The 20,267-nt window shown below is 33.7% G+C and carries 15 protein-coding genes; 8 read left to right on the forward strand and 7 right to left on the reverse strand.

Annotated features, from left to right (window positions below):
* Positions 1–5 precede the first annotated feature (5 nt).
* The 5 genes from VB798_RS19900 to VB798_RS19920 all read left to right on the forward strand — a co-directional run bounded on the left by VB798_RS19900 (position 6) and on the right by VB798_RS19920 (position 4,549).
* Complete coding sequence (locus VB798_RS19900) at positions 6–1,985, forward strand: T9SS type A sorting domain-containing protein (protein ID WP_323688992.1); 1,980 nt, start codon at positions 6–8, stop codon at positions 1,983–1,985.
* A gap of 28 nt (positions 1,986–2,013) precedes the next feature.
* Positions 2,014–2,310, forward strand: a complete 297-nt coding sequence (locus tag VB798_RS19905) for a rhodanese-like domain-containing protein (RefSeq protein WP_323688993.1) — start codon at positions 2,014–2,016, stop codon at positions 2,308–2,310.
* 62 nt (positions 2,311–2,372) lie between these two features.
* Positions 2,373–2,666 (forward strand): rhodanese-like domain-containing protein, encoded by a 294-nt coding sequence (locus VB798_RS19910; RefSeq protein ID WP_323688994.1) that lies wholly within the window; start codon positions 2,373–2,375, stop codon positions 2,664–2,666.
* Positions 2,667–2,856: 190 nt separating this feature from the next.
* Positions 2,857–3,687, forward strand: coding sequence for a prolipoprotein diacylglyceryl transferase (gene lgt, locus VB798_RS19915; protein WP_323688995.1), 831 nt, complete (start codon positions 2,857–2,859; stop codon positions 3,685–3,687).
* 91 nt (positions 3,688–3,778) lie between these two features.
* Positions 3,779–4,549: a hypothetical protein gene (locus VB798_RS19920; RefSeq protein ID WP_323688996.1), complete on the forward strand. Its 771-nt coding sequence runs from the start codon at positions 3,779–3,781 to the stop codon at positions 4,547–4,549.
* Positions 4,550–4,662: 113 nt separating this feature from the next.
* On the opposite strand, the gene VB798_RS19925 is transcribed toward VB798_RS19920, so the two are convergent.
* From VB798_RS19925 to VB798_RS19950, 6 genes are all read right to left on the reverse strand, one after another.
* Entirely contained in the window at positions 4,663–5,862 is a 1,200-nt protein-coding gene (locus VB798_RS19925; protein ID WP_323688997.1) for a C40 family peptidase, read from the reverse strand.
* Positions 5,863–5,979: 117 nt separating this feature from the next.
* Positions 5,980–10,329: a T9SS type A sorting domain-containing protein gene (locus VB798_RS19930; RefSeq protein ID WP_323688998.1), complete on the reverse strand. Its 4,350-nt coding sequence runs from the start codon at positions 10,327–10,329 to the stop codon at positions 5,980–5,982.
* A gap of 64 nt (positions 10,330–10,393) precedes the next feature.
* Positions 10,394–11,659 carry a serine hydrolase gene (locus VB798_RS19935; protein ID WP_323688999.1) on the reverse strand — a complete coding sequence of 422 codons (1,266 nt, stop codon included), beginning with the start codon at positions 11,657–11,659 and terminating at the stop codon, positions 10,394–10,396.
* A 422-nt stretch (positions 11,660–12,081) separates the two neighbouring features.
* Positions 12,082–13,200 carry a PDDEXK nuclease domain-containing protein gene (locus tag VB798_RS19940; protein ID WP_323689000.1) on the reverse strand — a complete coding sequence of 373 codons (1,119 nt, stop codon included), beginning with the start codon at positions 13,198–13,200 and terminating at the stop codon, positions 12,082–12,084.
* Between the two features lie 21 nt (positions 13,201–13,221).
* Positions 13,222–14,247: an aminotransferase class I/II-fold pyridoxal phosphate-dependent enzyme gene (locus tag VB798_RS19945; RefSeq protein WP_323689001.1), complete on the reverse strand. Its 1,026-nt coding sequence runs from the start codon at positions 14,245–14,247 to the stop codon at positions 13,222–13,224.
* Between the two features lie 106 nt (positions 14,248–14,353).
* Positions 14,354–15,367, reverse strand: coding sequence for a dipeptide epimerase (locus VB798_RS19950; protein WP_323689002.1), 1,014 nt, complete (start codon positions 15,365–15,367; stop codon positions 14,354–14,356).
* Positions 15,368–15,739: 372 nt separating this feature from the next.
* Between VB798_RS19950 and VB798_RS19955 the strand changes: the two genes are divergently transcribed.
* Positions 15,740–16,408: a peptidoglycan DD-metalloendopeptidase family protein gene (locus tag VB798_RS19955; RefSeq protein WP_323689003.1), complete on the forward strand. Its 669-nt coding sequence runs from the start codon at positions 15,740–15,742 to the stop codon at positions 16,406–16,408.
* Positions 16,409–16,466: 58 nt separating this feature from the next.
* Positions 16,467–17,252 (forward strand): diadenylate cyclase CdaA, encoded by a 786-nt coding sequence (gene cdaA, locus VB798_RS19960; RefSeq protein WP_323689004.1) that lies wholly within the window; start codon positions 16,467–16,469, stop codon positions 17,250–17,252.
* Between the two features lie 107 nt (positions 17,253–17,359).
* Here cdaA and VB798_RS19965 read toward each other — a convergent pair whose 3' ends face one another.
* Complete coding sequence (locus VB798_RS19965; RefSeq protein WP_323689005.1) at positions 17,360–18,667, reverse strand: cryptochrome/photolyase family protein; 1,308 nt, start codon at positions 18,665–18,667, stop codon at positions 17,360–17,362.
* Positions 18,668–19,173: 506 nt separating this feature from the next.
* Here VB798_RS19965 and queA point away from each other — a divergent pair.
* Positions 19,174–20,226 (forward strand): tRNA preQ1(34) S-adenosylmethionine ribosyltransferase-isomerase QueA, encoded by a 1,053-nt coding sequence (gene queA / locus VB798_RS19970; RefSeq protein ID WP_323689103.1) that lies wholly within the window; start codon positions 19,174–19,176, stop codon positions 20,224–20,226.
* Positions 20,227–20,267 lie beyond the last annotated feature (41 nt).

The following is a 20,267-nucleotide window of genomic DNA, read 5'->3' on the forward strand; positions in this document are numbered from 1 at the left end:
ATTTCATGAAAAAAATATCCTCTGATTTAATCAAATCAAAAAATATAGTGTTGTGTGGTTTCACGCAACACTTCTTTATTTTTCTACTCTTCCTACTTATTCATCAGGTTTCCTATGCGCAGTTTTTAACAATTCCTGTACCGCAAAATCAATCAACGTCTTTACAGAAAAGTCAAGCAAGTAGTAGAATAAATGCTTTGACACTTCCTTTTTTTGATGATTTTTCAACAGCAAAAAATGGACAAGCGATACCTTCACTTTGGCAAACAAATGGAGGCGTTTTTGTGAACAATACTTTAGCCGTTAATCAACCAACGGTGAATGTGGCAACTTTTGATGGACTGCAAGCCAATGGTTTTCCTTATGATTTTACCAATCAATTGACGCAAGGAGCAACGGATACTTTAACGTCACTTCCCATCAATTTATCAGTTCATACTCCTGCCGATTCATTATATTTTAGTTTTTTTTGGCAAGGAAAAGGTTTGGGCGAACAGCCAGATTTATCCGATTCGCTTCAATTACAATTTTTAACTAACGGTAATATTTGGAATACCGTTTGGGTTCAGAAAGGCGTAAATCTTCCCGTAAATTTTAGTCAAGTAATTTTGCTAATTCGTGCTAGTTTGTATTTTCATGGAAATTTTCAATTTCGTTTTCAGAGCTTTGGTAGAAAATCTGGGCAGTTTGATGTTTGGAATTTAGATTATGTTTGTTTGGCAAAAAAGAGTGATAATTCTGTGAATGGTTATATTTTAGGAAGTGTTCTGAATAACCAAACGAATAAATTTGAAAGAGTTTCTTATTTGAAAGACATTGCCTGTAGCGATAATATTGAACCAGTATTAAAACGTTACCGTTCGATGCCATTGGTGCAGTTTTTAGCAGGAAAACCTTCGCCATCAGCAGAAATCAATGATTCTACGGGCGTGAAAGTGAACAATTTGTACAGTAATAATAACGACGTTAACATTTATTATTCTGTCAGAAATACCAATCTTTCGGCTGGAAACGATACTTTGCAAAAAGACCAAAGAGTAGGGCGAGATGCTTTGTCGGTTGGTGCTTCAAAAGTGTTCAAATTCAAAAATAATTTTGCAAGTAAAATTACTGGCGACAAAGCTTACTTAAATTTTAAATTCCTGTTGGGAACACAAGATGCTAGTAATATTTCTTTCAAAAACAGTATTCTTGCGCAAAACGATACGATTTCAACAACAGTAGCTTTAGATAACTTTTATGCTTACGACGACGGAACAGCTGAAACGGGAGCTTATCTGAAAAAAGGTTTTGGCAGAGTAGCGGTACAATTTGTCAATAATAAAGCCGATGTTGTAAAGGCAATTCGTATCAATCTTCAACCTTCATTAACAAATATCGTTGGCAATGCCATTACCTTACAAGTAATGGGAAATGACCACGGAAAACCGGGACAAATCTTGAGAGGACTTTATACAAAAGTTCAGTATTCAGATGTTCAGAATGGTTTTATTGAATACGCAATTGACCCAGTTGCTGTTACAGATACTTTTTATGTGGGTTATTTACAATTGACAGACGATGAACCAATCATTGTTGGTTTAGATAAAAATTCGCCTCAATTCACTAATAAGCATTTTTTCAATATCAGTAATTCGTGGACGAACGTAGCCAATGCTGATACAAGTATTTATAAAGCTATCCGAGGAAGTATGATGATTCGCCCAGTGATGGGAGGGAAGCCTTTGGATGTTGTTTTGGAAAATGAGACTGAAATTCAAGATGAAAACCTGATAGTTTCGCCAAATCCAAGCCCAGATATAATTCATTGGAACGATAGTTCTTTGAAAAACGTAGAAGTATTAGATGTTTACGGTAGAAGTATTTTGAAAGAAAATACTGACAGTCAGTCGATTAATTTACAGCACCTAAATTCAGGAATGTATCTTTTGCGACTTTCAAATGAACGTAATACATTTGTCAGAAAAATATGGATTAGTCATTAATATTAACAATCAATAAAATACCAACACAATGGATATTACTGTAGAAGAACTTAAAGAAAGAATTGACAAAGGTGAAAATTTTAATTTTCTTGATGTAAGAGAAGAATATGAATTTGATGAACAAAATCTTGGTGCAAAGTTGATTCCGTTGGGTGAATTACCAGACCGTTTGGATGAAATTGAAGCTTGGAAAGAGGAAGAAGTAATTGTTCACTGTCGTTCAGGAGCACGTTCAGGTAAAGCGAAAGCATTTTTAACGGCACAAGGATACGCCAATGTACGTAATGTATTAGGCGGTATTTTAGCTTATAATGAATTAGACTAATTGGGTTTCGCTTCAAAATAATTTTGGGTGGTCTGTCGGAAGGCAGACCACTTTTATTTAACATGAATTCATCCAGTATTACTCCTACAGAGTTTAAAGAGCGTTTGGCAACACTTCGTATTTTAGACATCCGAACGCCTTATGAAATTGAAGATTTTGATATTGGAGGCATGCAAATTCCTTTAGATGAACTCTTGCTTTCCGTTGAAAAAATAGCACATTTGCAACAAGAAGAAATTATCATTGTTTGTTATTCTGGTTTGCAAAGCGAAATAGCCAGAAAAATTTTAGCCAAAAAAGGCTTTCAATATTTAAGGAATTTAGAAGGAGGTTTAGAAGCCTATTTAAATTTGTAAAGAAAATTTAGAATGATTTTCATGGCATTTTAATAAAGTAAAAGAAAATCTTTCGATAGAAAAACAGTATTTTTGAAAAATATTTTTGACAAAGAAATCAACGAATTTGCAGTGTAGATTAAATGTCTGTATATCAAAACCTTAACGCTCACAATTAATCACTCACAATTCATAACTCTTACATACCCTAATGTTAACATATATTGATTGGCATACTTCTCCAGAAATTTTTGAAGTTTTCGGTTTCCCGATTCGTTGGTACGGATTAATGTTTGCAATGGCTTTTTTAGCGGGTTATCAAGTACTTAGCTATATATTTAAAAAAGAAAGTCGTTCGCTTGAAGAAGCTGACGAATTATTACTTTATGCCATGATTGCCACCGTTGTAGGTGCTAGAATGGGGCATTACTTTTTTTATGAATATCCGTTATTATTAAGCGACCCAGTTAAATTTTTTATATCCATGATTAAACCTCCTTATGCAGGTTTAGCATCGCATGGAGCGGTAATTGGGATGTTAATTGCCTTTTATTTGTACTCAAAAAAGAGAAATGTTCCTTATTTGTATGTAACTGATAGAGTAGTACCAACAGCAGCTTTGGGCGGAGCGTTTATTCGTTTTGGAAACTTGATGAATTCTGAAATTGTAGGAAAACAAACAGATGTGCCTTGGGCGTTTAACTTTTTTAATGACCCATCACTCGGTCATGATTATTTTGAAGTAGTGCCTCGTCACCCATCACAATTGTACGAATGTCTTTCTTGTTTGGTGCTTTTTGTCATCTTGATGTGGTTTTGGTCAAGAAAAAAGCAAAATACGACCAATGGTTTTATGACAGCCTTCTTTTTATTGTTTGTATTCATCCTTCGCTTTTTCTACGAATTCCTCAAAGAAAATCAAGTATCTTTTGAAGACCAAATGACGTTCAATATGGGGCAATGGCTAAGCGTTCCTGTAATTCTTTTTGCAATCGGGATTTTAGTATATGCTTTTCGTAATCCTAAAAAAGAACTTAAATAAGTTTATTTAATGATAACTTATTCTATTGATTATTAGGGAGTTTTGTTAAAATTATTCATATTTGTGTAATATCACTTTAACAACAATAATAATGGAAAATAAAGAAACTCAAACCGACGAACAATTAGAAGATAAGAAACCAACACTTGTTGATAAACTTGAGGATTTAACAGAAACAGCAACGGATAAAATCAGTGAAGTTACGGGTACTGATGTTGTTGCGAAAGCTCAGGAATTAAAAGCAGAAGCCAGCGAAAAACTTGAAGAAGTTAAAACAGCAGTAACTGAAAAAATTACTGAATTGGAAAGTATTGATGTTGTCGCAGAAACTGCTGAATTGAAAGCAGAAGCAGCTGAGAAACTTGAAGAAGTGAAAGCAGCTACCGCAGAAGAAGTTACTGAGCTAAAAGCTGAGGCTACTGAAAAATTTGATGCAGTAAAAGAAGCATTAAATGAAAAAATCACTGAATTAAAAAGTATTGATATTTCAGGAAAAGCGGAAGAGTTGAAAGTTGAAGCAACAGCAAAATTTGAAGAAATAAAAGCCGAAGCTACCGAAAAATTTGAAGAAGCTAAAGTAGTAGCAACAGCGAAAATTACTGAGCTGAAAGCAGAAGCGACTGAAAAATTAGAAGATGTGAAAGAAGCCGTCAATGAAAAAATAGCGGAATTAAAAAACATAGATATTGCTGCCAAAGCAGAAGAGTTGAAAGCCGAAGCTACTGAAGAATTTAATGATTTAAAAGAAGAAGTAAGTGCAGGAATTGAAGACTTAAAAGAAGTTGCCACAGAAAAAATAGAAGAAGCCAAAGAAGCATCTAAAGGGCTTTGGGGCAAAATAAAAGGAGTTTTTGGGGCTTAATAGTCTAATTTTGAGTTATGAATTATGAGATTTTAAAAATCAGAATGGAAAGAGAGAACTTAATAGTCAATCAAGCTACATTTGATAATTAATATCTCATAATTCATAATTTACTAATAAACCTTATCTGCTTTCAACTTACCAATTCCTTCCATACCTGTTTTTAAAATACGTTTTGCTCGTAAATATCTTTTGAAATTGTAGGCATCATAATTCGGAGCAGAAGAATTCATACTATTGATACTTACTTTATCCGAAGCGTGAATAAATTCTCCATTTCCCAACCACATCGCTACGTGGACTACTCTTTCAGAGCCATCTTCACGTTTTTCTCCGAAGAATAATAAATCGCCAGTTTTTAAATTTGACCAATTGCCTGTTTTATCAACAGTCTCGCCAACCATTACTTGCTGTGAAGCATCACGAGGAAGCATGATGCCATTCAAAAAATAAATGGTTTTGGTAAAACCGCTACAATCTACACCTTTGAAAGAAGTACCGCCCCATAAGTATGGAACGCCCATTAAACGTTTTGAAGTTTTAGCAAGATTTTCTTCTGTAGCATTAATTCCTGAGAGCCATTTATTATAAAGATTAGCTTCGTTTTTAGCGACAAAGCCTTTTCTATTATCAGGGAAAAGTACTTCATAGAAGCCGTCTTTTTCAGATTTCAATTCAATAATACAACCTGCTACCAAATCAGAAATAGTTTCTGAATTAATATTCGCTTCAGAATAAGCCGAACCATACGAACGAGTATAAATAAGTTTAGGCGAGTTTTGCCATTGCTTTAATTGTTCTTTTTTAATGGTGGTAATAGCACCTCTGTCCACCCAAGCGATATAATTATCTGGCGTTTGAATCAACAACCAACCATTGTCTTCTCTTTCTAAAATCTTTACAGGTGTCCCCATCAAAGCTTGTGAAGCCAATTCACCACTATGACGTGGCGAGTAACGAATATTACATACTGATACATCAATCAAACCGTAGATTTTATCTTCCAATTCAGCTTCTGGAAGTGTTTTGATTTCATCTATAACAATTGTATTATTAATTTTTAGCCGATTAATTAAAGCATTTTTGGCTTCAATTAAATTTGTTTTTCCTGTTAAAACCAATTGATTTTCTTTCCTAAAAGCATCAATCTGAAAAATAGCCGTGCGTTTATCTGGAGCAAATCGTTGTGTGAAACTATCAATGATTTGAGTGACAGAAGAATCAACAACACCTCGTTTTGGCAAAGTATTTTTGATTGGCTTTGCAAAAGCTACAAAACTAGTGAGAAATAAAATAAGGAAATGTTTTTTCATAATGTTGATGATGAAAGTTGTTGTCTGTTAGGGAATTAAATGCTTCTATGTATAGCATGTTTTAAAAAATAACTCCTTTCAAATTTAACAGTTGAAAGGAGTTTAGTATTTATAAAATTAAAGTTTTTGTATTTTATATACTACCCGTTTATTATCTCTATTGAATTGCAGAAAATATAAGCCAGTTGTAAAGCCACTGAAATCCAAAACCGTTTCGGATTTGACCAAATCTTGTTCTAAAATATCTTTTCCTAAAGAGTCAACAATTTTCAACCTTGTATTTTTAAAATAATCACTTCTAATCGTTACAAAGTTTGGTGTTGGATTGGGGAACAACGTAATATTCAAATCTTTAGGGTCTTCATTGGCAGTGATAAGTTCTATGCGAACAATTCCAGTTCCTAAGACTTTGCCAAAGCAATAGGCATCGTTTAAGTCATATATTTTGTAAGAAACAGAAGTTTGAGGAGTTACAGTTATCATAAATGGCGAAGTCTCTATTCTATAAGATTGTGTTGTTGATTGATTCATGCCAAATCTAAAAAACCATGGGGGGGTACCATTAAAATCAAACTTTAAATTTATTGGTTTACTATCACTCATATAAACTAAAGAATCAAAACTTACTGTAGGGCTTATCATCACATTTAAAGGTGATGAGTTAGCAGAACTACTTACATCCTTTTCTGTTGATACTACTCTAAAACGATAATTATTTCCCGTAGGTAAATCAACAGGAATGGTAACAAGTAATGGGCTACTTGTTCCTTGCATTTTTAAGTCCACAAAGTTTTCACCATTTTTATCAGAAATTTGTGCTGAAAATTTAGTACCCGATGCAAAGTTCCCATTGGTATAATAATATAAATTATAATTAGCCCCAGGACATATATATGGGTTGCCATAATTTGAATAGAACTCCGTACTAATGCTTTTACTTGAAATAGGATTAACTGTTATGGTAACATTACCTGATATTTTACTTAAACCACAAGTATTGTTAGCAGAAGTAAGTGTATAAGTTGTTGTTTGACTAGGTCTAACAGCAACTATATTTTCGTAATAATAAAAATCACCTTTCGTACCATCTGAAAGTTCATAATTTCCAGCATCTAAACTTGATAGTGCACTTGATTTAAGAGAATTATTTGTAAGCTTGAAATAGGCAGTTTGCCCAGCATTGATGATTGTATTTCCAGTAATGGTAATATCAGATGTGGTGAAAATATTGAAGATGTTGTCTGTATAAGTCTTTGTTAGTGCTGGTTTTGAAGAAATTACTTCTAATTGATAACTTCCAAAAAGAGCATCACTTGGTATTTTTAACTTTATATTTCCTGAAGCATTACTCGTTTGCCCTGCTTCATACTTAATATTAGGCTTTGATTTATTTACAAAAGAAAATTTGAAAGTATTACCAGCCTCATATTCACCTACTGGAGAATATTTTATTTCTATTTCTTTTCCGTTACAACCATTTAATGAACCAGTTGATTGAATGACTAATGCTGGTATAATAGTAACTTTTACGGAACCACTAGCTGTTCCATAGCCACAAACATTTTCAACTGATTTTATAGAAAAGGTAGCGCTTTTTTGAGGAATAATGCTTATTGTGTTTTCAAGTGATTGGCTGTTATAAGAATATACTTTACCAAAATTATCTGCAATGATAATGTTTGTTGGTGTTGCCGTTTTACTTTGATATTTAAATTTAACTTCATTCCCACCATATTCAGTTATTGTATCATGGCTTAATACTGTTGTCAAATTTACGTTGTTCAAAACATAGATATTGTATTTTGTCCAAGATGAAGATTGAGGTTCGTTTGTATTGCTAACTAATCGAATAAAATAAATACCCTCTTTAGTTTGACTAGGAATTTTAACATTGATAGGATTTTCGCTTGTTTTACTTACTAAATCGGTAAAGACGGAGTCTTTAGCCGATGCAATTTGTAAATTATAAGTTGTGCCATTTTCTACACCTCCTAAAATAGAATAAGAATAGGTTAAATTAGCTCCTGAGCAAATAGATAAAGGAGGAGTGGGGCTTTGAAGTGAATTAGAATTTCTGATTATTTTAAAAGGAACAATTTTTATTTTTATATCATTACTAACTGTACCGTTACCACATTCATTTGATATTGATAGTAGGGAGTAAGTATTACTTTTTGTAAAAGTTGGATAAAATGATTTACCTCGTCCGTAACCGTTGGTGCCATCTGAAAAACTATACCCATAATTGCTATAAGTACCATCATGAAGAATACTGTTGTCAACACTCAAGTAGGTATTAATAGATTCTCCTGCTAACAATACGGCTTCATTATTTTGTAAAGTAGAATAGCTAAGAAGTTTAGCGTTGGGTTTGGCATTAATCATTATATTTCGCTTACGACTAGCCAATACTGGATTTGTTGATACTACTTCAATGTAATATGCACTTGTACTACCTGCTAAATTACTTGGGATTGTTGCTTCTACAGACTTTCCTTTCCCTGTTCCAATAACAGTAAAATTTCTATTATACATCCCAACATAAAATAAAACCTTAAATTCATTATTATCTTGAAATTTACCTAAAGTATCAATTAGTACTTTGATCTTATCTCCAGCACAGATTTGATTGTTTACATACTTTATTGTTATATCATTTTTCTTTGGATTCTTTATGATTACATCAATCTTCTTATTCTCATTTATGTAAGTTGTTCCACATAAATTACTAACTGAAGTAAGTTTGAATGTTGTATTTTTTATAACGTTAACATCAATCACTGGAATGTCGCTATTTAACGCATATCCTGGATAACTTCTGTCCTCAATGTTAATAGAATCATTAAATACAAAGGTCATGATACCACTTCCTGTAGCTTTTACAGGAATATACACAATTCCAGGTTCTTCTAATTCAAAAGGGTCGGCGTCAAGTAAGGTAGCTTTAGGCTTATTTTTTATTTGAATAGAATTAGGACTGTAAGCTATATTTTTGTCATTGTTGAATGATATGCCTAAACGATAAGTAAGATTAAAGTCATTAATATCAAGTAGCGTTTTAGGAATGACTAATTTTAATAAACCATCATTAAAAGAAGCAGGAAGAATAACTGTATGATTGTTAAAATCATTTAAAACTGCCTTGAAGGAATTGGGGTTCAATAATGAACTATTAATACGAAATTTGGCAGAAATAGTTTCTCCTACACATATTTCTTTAAATTGTTGTATTGAATCAAGTACTACTCCCGGTTTTACAGTCAGACTTGTAATATTTTGTCCGCCAATTCCTGAACCGCAACCACTTATAAAGGATGTAATAGAATAGTTTTGTGATTTATCAGGTTTGATTTGGAAATTCTGTTTAAGAGTGGAATTTGGTGAGGTATAATCGAACATTCTTAGAGGAATATTCGTGCCATCATTCATTTTTACAATCCATGGACCTAATCCTTTTACAGTAAAATTAAGATTTACTTTATCCCCCCAAATAACGTCAATATTTTCTTGAGCAATTTCTACATTAGCCTTTTCTGTGATAAGTATGTTAAAGTCATACCATATTGAACTGGCTTTTGGACTACTACTAATAATTTGTAAGGAATAATATGTGCCTTGAGGAATCTTTTCTGGAATGATAGCTTCTATGATATTGTCTTTAGCTACAGCATCAATTTCATAGATTTCTGTTTTATCGTTGCTACTACTAAGTTTAATTTTGAATTGATTATCTGAATTGATTTTACCAGAAGCAGAATAGGGGATTTTTAAAACGTTACCTACACATATCTTAGTGACATTTGGCTCTAAAGCTTTTAGCCCTATTTCATTAACAGTGATGCTAACATTACCAGAACCATTAGACCTACCACATATATTTTCTGTATATGCTATTTTGTAGTTCGTTGATTTTGTTGGATAGATTGAGGCATTAAAAGGATCATTTGATTCAAAATTAGATTCTAAATAATTGATAGAAAGTTTTGTGCTGTCTATAAGCACTATTGTTATAGGCGTACTCCCTGACCCTTTAAATTTTAATACTGTACTGGTGTAAGGGCTAATATCAAGAATTGAAGCTCCAGAGAGTGTAATGTTAGGTTTTGAATAAATTGTGTTGAAACCAGATTCTCGACCAATGATATTTGGTTTAGTCGCAATAACTCTAATAGATTGTTGATTATCATTACTGTTTTCACGAGTAAAATAACTTAACGGGATTATTGCTTTTAAGGGGCTAGAAGTTCCTTCTGTGGCCAAATCAATCCATTGTTGACTACCCCTAATCTGCACCTTAAAGGTGTTATCTGCATCAAATGAGCCAGTACTTGTAAATGGAACGGAAATTGTATCTCCTTTACATACAACTCCAGAGATTTGTCCTGTAGTAATCGTAGGAACTTGCTGTGCGTTGAGGTGAAGAAATGAAAAAAGTAAAAAAATGGTTGTTAGAATAATTTTTTTCATAGAAAGGTTTGTAAAAATGTGAACGATATTAATTGAAATTTGTGTAGCTCAAAGATAGTAATATTTACTTATCATAACTCATCTTAAATTTACTCAAATCTGCTTTGTATTTTCGAGGACGAGTACTTTCAAAATCATAAATCAATTGTCCTAAATTCTTCATAAACGGAAAGCCTACGGTTTCGTAATCGTAATGGTCGTCGTTGAAAATTTCGTCATTATTACAAAGTAAAACTGTCGTCAGCATAAACTCTACACCTGTCGAAAAATCAACGATATAGGCATTATCCAACAAAAAACCATAAGCATCGCCTACTTTGTTAAAGATTCTAATATTAGGATTTACTACATCGTCTTTGTGACTTCCGTACATCAAAAACTTGCAATAGGTCGGGTAGAAATCAGGAGCTTCATACTTGGGATAAGTACTTTCTGTAGGCATTTGCGACATATATTTGTACAAAAACTGATAGTCGGAATCCGTCAATTGAAAGCGTTGTTTAGTAGGAATTGCTTCTGGGAAAAGTACAGCTTTCAGAATACCTTGCTGCTCTAATAATGGAAAAAAGTTTTTATCAGTAAAAGCAAATGGTTCTTTCACCAGAGAATCTCCTTTCATATAGCCTTTGCCTACCAAAATTGGTGTAGGAGAAGCGTAATTTTTCTCAGAAATTACCATAGGTTGTTCGTATAAAACCTTGTTGCCTTCTTTGAACTGAATAGGATTCGTTCTTCGGTTTTGTTCACGGTTCATGCCCACTTGTAAGCGATGATAAATACGACTATGTTCATAGCCTTTCTGATGAAGCGTCTCATTAAAAGCTTCTTGTCCTAAGAATTCATACAGACGATTAAAAGCATCGTTATCTGAAACCATCAAGATTTTTTTGATATAATGTGCTACTGAAGGCAAACCATTTTCTGCCGTAGAGTCTTTCGTTACAGGTGTATGTCGTTCATACTCTGCGCCAGTAAACATGGGAGTTTCTTTTGTTAAGCCTTTGATATGAAGCTGATTAATTTTCTCCAAAGCCATCACGCTGGCTGGAAACTTCACTGTACTGGCTGGATAAAAATACTCTGAATTGTTGATTCTGAAACCATAACTTTTAAAAGTCGGACGGTTCTTTTTATCTCTATTAATCTGAGTATAAAGAATTTGTACCCGATACTTATCGGCATTATCCAAAATGTCCTTGAACTGTTCAGGCTTTGTAGCCATTAATTTGGGAAGGAAATCAGTATCAAGATTTTGAGCTTGAGTCATAATAGAAGTTATCAGCAGTAAAGCGATTAGCTTTAAGGTTCTTTTTGTTTTTTGTTTATTCATTGGGCTATTTGTTGATATATTTCCGTAGCACGAGCTTCCAACTCGTATAACAATTGCTTTACGAGTTGGAAACTCGTGCTACTATTCGGTATCAGTTAAAATACTCATAATTTGACTAAAATCGACCTCATGTTTAATGCAAGTGCCATCTAGTAAAATAGAATAATCATCTTGTTTAATGAAATTGCCATCTAGTAAAATGTAATGGTCATCTTGTTTAAAGGAATTGCCATCTAGTAAAATGAAATAGTTATCTTGTTTAATGAAATTGCCATCTAGTAAAATGTAATGGTCATCTTGTTTGATGAAATTGTCATAAAGTAAAATGTAATGATCATCTTGTTTAATAAAATTACCATCTAGTAAAATGAAATAGACATTTTGTTTAATGGAATTGCCATAAAGTAAAATATGCTAAGCCCCTAAAGCTTCTTGGTTTCTTGGTTAATAAAGTCAATAAACTGTTGTTCTGTTGGTAATTCAACCAAGTATTTTGTTACAAAAAGGTTTTTATCCATACCAGCCAAAGCATATTCTACTAATTTTTTCCCTTTTTGTGTACAGAGTAAAATCCCAATCGTAGGGTTATCATCTTGACGTTTTACTTCATTATTATAATATGCCACATAAGTATTGAGTTGAGAGGCAAATTCAGGCTTGAAAACATCAGCTTTTAGTTCCACCAAGACATGGCATTTGAGGATTCTGTGATAAAAAACTAAGTCAATAAAGTAGTACTCATCATCTATCAAAATACGTTTTTGCCGAGCCTCATAACAAAATTCATGTCCTAATTCAAGCATAAATTCTTGCAAATTTTCTACAAGAGCGGCTTCAATATCATTCTCAAGAATAGCTTCATGACTTTTTAGTCCAAGAAATTCAAAAACAAAAGGTGATTTTATCAATTCGTAATTGTCTGTTTTTTCAGCTTTTTCAAATGTAAGTTGGCTAAGTTTTTCAGGGTTTAAACTCATACCACTTCTTTCAAAATACAAGGTTGCAATTTGTCGTTTCAATTCGCTAACACTCCACGTTCCTTTGATGGCTTCAATTTCATAGAATGTGCGTTTGATGGGATTGTCAATGGGGAATAATTGTACTAAATGTGTATAAGAAAGTTTTGAAATTAAATTTTCAGGAGAAACCAGTGGATATACTACTGTACTTTCACTAAGAGATAAAGTTTCAGAAATCTTCAATTCGCCAATCACCGATTGGCGAATTGAAGAAAGGAATATATTTGAATGATTTAAGTTTTCAGCAATAAACTTTCCTAATTGCGGATACGTAAAGTAAAACTGACGGAATACCTTTAAATTTCCTTCTGATAAACTTTTATGGTTTAATCGTGACGCTAAGGAACTTAGCAATTTTAAACCATACTTGGCTCTGTCTTCACCTTTTTGCTCATATTCTACGATATAAAAACCAATTAGCCAATTCCGAATAGTCAGATGTGTATTTATCGCTTTTACAGCACTTTGTTGTAGTGTTGTATGAGTTTCAAGGATAGTGTTTGTTAATAAGTCAAAGTTCATAACAGTCGTAGGATTTAAAACTCAAAACCAAATATTCAAAACCTCAGCCAATTTATCTAAATCTTCTTTTGTATGCAAGGCGCTAATTACCAGACGAGTAACGGGCAAATCGGTGACGGTAGGATAAGGGAAGCAGGCAGTCATGATACCGTGACTTTTGAGGTGTTCATGCAAACCTACTTGATGCGTACAATAAGCAGGATATTTGTCAATACAATCTAAATTTGAATTGGGAATCTGTTGATTGAAGTATTGAATATTGTTCAAGAGTTTTACTCTTTGCTCTTGAAAAATATCAGTTGAATTGACAAAAGCTTCCAACAAAGCAGGCATCATTGGCGATGCTCCAGAGAACATTGGAAAATGTCTGAGCTTTTCGATAAAATCTTTTTCTGCAAAAATTACTCCTCCTGTCATACCCATTGCTTTGTTGAGCGAAGAAGTAATAATTAGGCGAATGTTTTTAGCCGAAATTTTAGGTAAATCAATCCCAAAACTATGCGAAGCATCGATAACGACGGTAATGTTTTTATCGGAAGGAAGCGTATTAATCCATTCAAAATCAAAGTGTTCAACATAAGGAGAACCCACAGAGTCGGCACAGATGACAATCTTGTCAGCTAAACTATTTTGTACTTTTTCGGCAATTGATAATGTCCATTCCTGATAACTTTCTGGTGAAAAAAGAATCGTTCCATTCCACAAAGCAGGATGTGTTTTCGGAGCAAAAAAGAAAGTAGCTCCTTCGTGTTTTAAGAAATTTACGACCAATTGCCCCGCCCACATTCCCGATGAAACCGTTAGAGCCGCTGGCATTTGTGCAAAATCTGCCAATGCTTTTTCAGCCTTTTCGTAAATACTTAATTGAACCGTATTATTTCTTGAACTTCCCCAAGAAGTACTATAATCGGCAACAGCTTTGATAAAATTTTCCTTAAAAACAGGATGATGTGGAATGCCCAAATACGAAGTGCCGCTAAACCAAAGATAAGTCTGTTTATCGCTGACTAAAGTATTACTTGGGAGTTGATTGGTAAGGTATTTCATGGTTATAGCATTGAGAATTGAGCTATGAGCCATGAGAAATTTTAATACTGTTTTTTAAAATTGTCTAGTATTAAAAAGCTCAAAGCTCAATGCTGAGAGCTGAAGACTAAATCAACTTCGCTCCAGTTCCGTTTTCGTTGGCGTAAATTACTTTTCCGTAGTCGATGGTTACACCCGTTGAGATTTTATCATCTACTAACAAGATTCCATCCATATCTACATAGTCCAAAAGTGGTAAAAGTTGTGCGATGGCAGAACAACCCACGTTTGATTCCGTCATACAACCCACCATTACTTTTAAACCAAGTGTATGAGCTTGTGCAATCATTCTTCGGGCAGGAGTAAGTCCTCCACACTTCATCAATTTTACATTTACGCCATGAAAAAAGCCAAAACAACGAGCCACATCTTCTTCCACAATGCAACTTTCATCAGCAATGATGGGCAATGCCGACTCAGCAAATACTTTTTTCATACCTTCCCAATTGTCGGCTTTCATCGGTTGTTCGATGAATTCTACGCCTAATTCTTTTAAGGCAAAAGAATTTTTAATTGTTTCTTCTACCTCCCAAGCAGTATTGGCATCTACTCTGAAAACGGCATCAGTATGTTTTCTAAGTTCTTGTACAATTTTAATGTCATCTTTCGTTCCTAATTTGATTTTATACAATGGAAAAGGTACTTCTTGCATTTTTTCGACCATTTTTTCAATGGTGTCAATGCCAATTGTATAATCAGTAATTGGATTTTTAGCAGTATCTAAGCCCCAAAGTTTGTACAAAGGTTGTCCTTTTTTCTTTGCCCAAAGGTCGTTTGCGGCAATGTCTAAAGCACATAAAGCAAAAGGATGCTCGTCTTTGAGATAAGGATATAAATCACTCCAGAATTGTTCTGGACTTTGTAAATCATAATTTTCAATCAGAGAGCGAACGCCTTCTAATTGAGCTGACATTTTTGCCATTGTCACGCCATAATAAGGGGTTTCGGTAGCTTCGCCAAAACCGCTGAATTCGCCATCTCGAAGTTCAACAATCAAAGTAGGTTGCACATCACGTGATTCATGCGTAATCGTAAAAGTGTGACGCAATTGTAAATTAAAAGAGTGAAGGATTAGTTGCATTGATGATTGGTTGGTTTTTTGAAATATCAAGTTACTAAAAAAGGAGGAGAATTTCTAAGTCGATTTTGCGTTGAATGGCGTGCTAAAATACTTGTTTATTCTTTTTTGTTTTATTTCACTAAAAAAGAAAACTTTCAAAAACACTTCATAAAATCGTTTTTTTTGACGTAATTAATGAAAAATAGGTCATTTTTTGCTTAAAAAACTGTAATTTTGAAAAAAATAGAAATTTATTAGCAAAATAAATTTTCATCACAAACACACTTTTACAAGAGATTTAGGTTGAAAAATGCCGACGATTTTTGTAAAAGTGTTTTTGTTTTGAAGCGATGGAATTACTTTAATACGGTGCCCTAAAACTATAGATTTGAAATGTTAGAAACCATAAAAAAATATAAATTTCAAGCTGTTGTTCCTTTTGACTTTCAACATGATATCGTTTACGAAATTGATCTAACTGAAAATAATTCCGAATTGTCGGAATTAAATTTGTCGGATACCGCTTTATTTAATGAGTACGTTATGAGAAAAATTGAGCAAGCCAATGCCGTTTGTGCGATTGGTGGTTACCTCGAAAATCGCTATATTTATCGTAGAAGTGAACATTTTCAGCAAAATGATGAAGTTCGTTCCATTCATTTAGGTATCGACATTTGGGCTCCTGCGGGAACACCAGTATTTGCTCCTCTTACTGGAAAAGTGCATAGTTTTCAAAATAACAAAGGTTTTGGTGACTATGGACCAACCATAATTCTTGAACATCAATTAGAAGGAAAGACTTTTTATACTTTGTACGGACATTTGAATGAAGAATGCCTTGTAAATCTTTTTGAAGGAAAAGTCTTTGATGCAGGAGAACAAATTGCTGAGTTTGGTGACTTTCCTATTAATGGAGATTGGCCTCCACATTTACATTTTCAAGTAATTACTGATATGTTGGGATGTAAGGGCGATTTTGCTGGAGTTTGCCAACCTTCAAAATTAGAAACGTATGCGAAAATATGTTTGGACGGAGCAACAATATTGGGTATTACCAGATAGTTTATGAATCGTGCTTTGCTAAATATTTACAACCTCTTTTTAAAACAAAAAATATACTATGCGAATAGGCTTTTTAACAATTGATTGGATTGATATTTTAGATATTTTATTGGTAGCATATATGTTGTATCAGATTTATAAACTGATACAAGGAAGTATTGCTAACAAGATTTTCTTTGGCTATATACTTATTTATGGTGTTTTCTTGGTGTCAAAAGCATTAGGAATGGAATTTCTGTCTTCTATTTTAGGACAGTTTATGAACATGGGCGTATTGGCTTTGTTGATTATTTTCCAGCAAGAAATTCGTCGTTTTTTAATGATGCTTGGTCGCTCTACTTCTTTTCGTGAAAATGCTTTGCTCAAAAGATTTTATACTCCTAAAGTATCAAAAGAGAATCTTTCTACCTTACAATCTATCGTAGAAGCTGTAAAAGTAATGGCAACCACTTACACAGGGGCTTTGATTGTGATTGAAAAAGAAGATGATTTAAAGAAATTTATCGAATCGGGCGATGTGTTGGATGCAGAAGTATCAAAAAGATTATTGCTGACAATCTTTCATAAAAATAGTCCTTTGCACGACGGCGCTGTTATCATTAAAGGCGGAAGGCTTGCTGCGGCTCGTTGTATGCTTCCCGTTTCAGAAAGTGGTACAATTTCACCAGCATTAGGTTTCAGACACCGTGCTGCCTTTGGAATGAGCGAACAAACAGATGCCGCCATCATCGTAGTGTCGGAAGAGAAAGCAGAAATTTCATTCGTAAACCACGGAGGGATTTTCAGAAATATGTCTGTTCAAGATTTAGAAGTAAAATTGAAGGATTATATTTTGAAGGATTAGTTTTGAGGAGATTTAAGAGACAAGAAGCAAGAGACAAGAAGAATAGAAAAGCAAGACATAAAAATCTTAGAACCAATTCTTTTGTCTTGCTTCTTGTCTCTTGCCTCTTAAATCTCCTTCAACGCTTTCTGATAAACTGGCAAAACTCTTTTCCTTGCCACATCATGATTAACGATTGGCTGAGGATAATCAAAACTATTCAATTCTGGAACCCATTTTTTAATGTATTCAAGGTTTTTATCAAACTTCTGAGTTTGTAATGTTGGATTGAATACTCTAAAGTACGGAGCCGCATCGCAACCACTTCCAGATGCCCATTGCCAGCCACCATTATTAGCCGCAAAATCAAAATCTAATAATTTTTGAGCGAAATAAGCTTCACCCCAACGCCAGTTAATCAACAAATGCTTAGTTAAAAAACTCGCAACAATCATTCTAACACGGTTGTGCATAAAACCCGTAGCATTCAATTCCCGCATTCCCGCATCTACAATCGGGTAGCCAGTTTTGCCTTCGCACCAAGCTTTAAATTCTGTTTCGTTATTTCGCCAGATGATTTTATCATAGTCTTTCCTAAAAGCATGACCTTGAGAAATATGGGGGAAATTGTATAAAATATTGAAGTAAAAATCTCGCCAGATTAATTCATTGAGCCAAGTTTCAGAAAGCGTTTTTGCTTTTCGGGCTAATTCACGAATACTTAGCGTACCAAAACGAAGATGTACGGATAATCTTGAAGTACCGACAATCGCTGGAAAATCTCGTTTTTCAGCATAATTTTTTACGATAGAATCTCTTAATACTTTAGTTGGGAAATTTGTACCAATTGCTTCAAAACCCATTGACGCCAAAGTCGGAAATTCAAAAGGTTGTGTCTGAAAAAAGTGCTTAAAGTACTTTTCAGTAGGATATGATTTTAAATAAAAGTCATTGAGTTTTTCTTTCCATTTTCTGCTGTAAGGCGTAAAAACTGTGTAAGGAGTGCCTGTGCCGGAGAGGACTTCTTTCTTTTCAAAAATTACTTGGTCTTTATAAGTATTAAAATCTATGTTTTCGCTTGTTACGAATTCTCGAACGCTCTCATCTCTTTCATTGGCATACAATTCGTAATCGTGATTGGTGAAAATACTTGCTATATCATATTGATTGAGTAATTCAGGAAATACTTCTTCGGGTGTTCCGTATTTTACTAATAATGAAGAACCTAATTCTTTCAAAGATGCTTGGATTTCAGTTAAAGCTTGGTGAATAAATTCAACTCTACGGTCACGTTTGTCTGCTAATTTATCTAAAATATTTTTGTCGAAAATAAAGATTGGTAATACTGGCATACCTTTTTTGAGTGCATGATACAAACCTGCATTATCATGTAAACGGAGGTCACGGCGGAACCAGAAAATTGAAATTTTAGACATTTGACGATTGTTAAAAATAATAATATACTTAGATACTTTCATTTAACCATTTATTACTCTTTTTGTTCGATTTGAGGTTTTGGTTCTTGAAAATATTTTAGTGAAAATGATTAACTAAACTGAAAACCTTCTGAAAATCAGCAATTTTAAAGTTATCCAATAAAATATTTTTTTTATTTCAATTTTTTGAGATAAATACAATTGCCTAATAATGAGCTTGTTCGCTTTAGGCTTCTGTGTATAATCGCTAAATAATTTCGAATAATCAACTAAAAGACTAATTTATTATCATTTTGTATTGACAAGCCCTATCTCGAAATTGTATATTTGCAAGAATCGTATTGAAGTCATTTAGCTATAGGGCGTGAGACTTTGGTATAAAATCAGGATAGATGTTTTGGTTTTATACGATAAAAACCCATAGACCAATCATTTTATCAAACAAAATCCAAGTTTAAAAACCGTAAGAAATGACTCCAGGCGAAAAAACCGCAAACATTATTAGAATGAAACTATCTGAGTTCAGATTCGACCTCCCTAATAACCTCATTGCCTTGTACCCACCAGAGAACAGAGGTGAATCACGATTAATGGTCGTAAATAGAAAAACCAAAACAATTGAGCACCGTATGTTTTCGGACATATTAGAATATTTTGACGATGGCGATGTAATGGTTACCAATGATACTAAAGTTTTTCCTGCTCGTTTGTTTGGACAAAAAGAAAAAACTGGTGCAAAAATTGAAGTATTTTTATTGCGTGAATTAAATAGGGAACACCGCCTTTGGGATGTATTAGTAGATCCTGCTCGTAAAATCAGAGTTGGTAATAAATTATATTTTGGTGATAGCGATTTAGTAGCTGAAGTAATTGACAATACTACTTCACGTGGGCGTACTATCCGTTTCTTGTATGATGGTGACCACAAAGCTTTAATGAAAGCTATTCACCAATTAGGTGAAACGCCACTACCAGATGAAATTCGTTTCAAACGTAAAGTAGAGCCTGCCGATGAGGAACGTTATCAAACAATTTATGCTGAACACGTAGGTGCTGTGGCTGCTCCAACTGCTGGTTTACACTTCTCGAAAATCATCATGAAGCGTTTGGAATTAAAAGGAATTAACTTTACTCCATTAACATTACATGTTGGTTTAGGAACTTTCCGTCAGGTAGATGTTGAAGATTTGACAAAACATAAAACTGATTCTGAAAATTTCAATATCACAGAAAGAACTTGTGATGTAGTAAATGAAGGAATTGATGGTAAAAAGAAAATCTGTGCAATCGGAACAACTGTTTTGAAAGCTTTGGAATCGTCAGTTTCAGCAGATGGTCACTTAAAACCAATTGAAGGTTGGACGGATAAATTTATTTTCCCTCCTTACGATTTCAGAATTCCTAACGCATTATTAACCAATATGCACTTGCCAGAATCTATTTTATTGATGATGACTTCTGCTTTTGGTGGTTATGATTTGATTAAGGAAGCATACCAAATCGCTATCAAAGAAAAATATAAATTCTTTAGTTATGGCGATGCCATGTTGATTATTTAAGATGAATAATCTCTAAGAATCAGGCGAAAGACATTAAGCAT

Origin of the sequence: Arcicella lustrica (assembly GCF_034930985.1) — a bacterium.
GTDB classification, from domain to species: Bacteria; Bacteroidota; Bacteroidia; order Cytophagales; family Spirosomataceae; genus Arcicella; species Arcicella lustrica.